Annotated in this window: 5 protein-coding genes; all 5 read left to right on the top strand. The window is 33.7% G+C overall.

Going from position 1 to position 1,356, the window contains the following annotated elements:
• Positions 1-229 precede the first annotated feature (229 nt).
• A complete protein-coding gene (locus CDO51_RS12965; protein ID WP_089024641.1) occupies positions 230-508 on the top strand; it encodes a hypothetical protein in 279 nt (92 codons plus the stop codon).
• A gap of 66 nt (positions 509-574) precedes the next feature.
• On the top strand, positions 575-760 hold the full coding sequence (locus CDO51_RS12970; protein ID WP_089024642.1) for a hypothetical protein: 186 nt from the start codon (positions 575-577) through the stop codon (positions 758-760).
• Positions 761-778: 18 nt separating this feature from the next.
• On the top strand, positions 779-997 hold the full coding sequence (locus CDO51_RS13965; RefSeq protein WP_089024643.1) for a hypothetical protein: 219 nt from the start codon (positions 779-781) through the stop codon (positions 995-997).
• A gap of 50 nt (positions 998-1,047) precedes the next feature.
• Complete coding sequence (locus CDO51_RS13970; protein WP_158212472.1) at positions 1,048-1,194, top strand: hypothetical protein; 147 nt, start codon at positions 1,048-1,050, stop codon at positions 1,192-1,194.
• Positions 1,195-1,231: 37 nt separating this feature from the next.
• Positions 1,232-1,356: transposase (locus CDO51_RS12980; RefSeq protein ID WP_158212473.1), on the top strand; the 125-nt coding region annotated here is incomplete at its 3' end.

The following is a 1,356-nucleotide window of genomic DNA, read 5'->3' on the forward strand; positions in this document are numbered from 1 at the left end:
GATATGATGACATATCCAAACGATACGAGGTACTGCACTTAAATCATTGAACCGCCAAGTACCGGACGGTATGCTTGGTGGTGTGAGAGGTCGGTAGATAAATTAATTATCTACCTCCTACTCGATTTTCTGTCCTGACATGTCAAACTTTGCCTGGTGTGAATTGACAATCTATAGCTAATATAAGAAAATACCCTTAAATATACCCTTTTGTTAGGAGGGTCAGACCATGAGATTTGAGAAATTCCATGTTTCGAAAAATTCTAAATATGATTTTCGTATTAATTGGCTAGAAAAAAGAGCCTTTCAATCAGCTTGTATTTTAAAACATAAAAATTCGTCCAGTTTAATTAGACAATGGGTAACTGATTATTTAGATACAATTAAGTTCGACGAAGACGTATTAATTATTATAGATACAAAATACAAATACCATGATAACTACCTGGAAAAGGGCTCTCATTGTATTTTAGGAGTAAGTGAGGATGGCAGAGAGTTTTTCTTATGAGGCAATAAAAATGATTATCCTAAAATAAGAACTATAGGAATAAAGGGGAAGGAAGAAGAAGTCGAAATGATCCCTTTATATGACTACCAAACAAAGCAATCTAATATGCAGTTTTTTGCATCAAGAGATGATGCTTTTAATAAGTACTATGATTTAATTGCCTCAAATACAGAAAACAAACTAGAAACTGGCGAACTTCCTCAATTAATAGATGAAGCTCTATATATGGCTCTAAATCAAAGCGACAAATAGACTACTCCTGTACTTAAATTGCTAGAGTTTTTTTGGGTTACAGAAAATAAAGGGACACCAACAAAAAGCTACAAGCAGTTTCAAGATTGGCTACAAAACACCTGGGAAGGTAACTGGCAAACTGATGAATGGGACTTTTTCAAAGGTCAAACAAACTTAACTAAAATGGCTAACGAATGGCTTATTTCCGAGAACAAAGCATGTTTATGGATTTTATTCAAAATAAAGATTAAATAATTTCCTGGGTAACTTAGATTTTTCGACAGATTGACTACAAGGGGGATTTCATGAGCTTATTACGTAAGGTAGGTAAACTTTCTCCGTCAGAAAAAGCTGTTCTTAAAGAACTATATCGAGATTTTAAACCAACACTATATAAAACTGTCCACCAAATAACTGGTGTTAGTATAGTTTTATGGACACATTTTAGTTAAGTCTATAAAATAGAGGTAAGAAAGGATGTGTCCAGTAATGGGTAAAAACTATAGTGACGATTTCAAAAAAACAGTTGTAGATTTGTATCACTCAGGTACTTCTGTAAAGGACCTGTCGAGCGAATATGGCGTAACGGAAGTTACTATTTATAAATGGATCAA

It is taken from the genome of Natranaerobius trueperi (genome assembly GCF_002216005.1).
Lineage (GTDB): Bacteria > Bacillota > Natranaerobiia > Natranaerobiales > Natranaerobiaceae > Natranaerobius_A > Natranaerobius_A trueperi.

Excerpts from the sequence above, each read along its gene's own strand:
- CDO51_RS12965 (WP_089024641.1), top strand. The coding sequence starts at position 230 with ATGAGATTTGAGAAATTCCATGTTTCGAAAAATTCTAAATATGATTTT.
- CDO51_RS12970 (WP_089024642.1), top strand. The coding sequence starts at position 575 with ATGATCCCTTTATATGACTACCAAACAAAGCAATCTAATATGCAGTTT.
- CDO51_RS13970 (WP_158212472.1), top strand. The coding sequence starts at position 1,048 with ATGAGCTTATTACGTAAGGTAGGTAAACTTTCTCCGTCAGAAAAAGCT.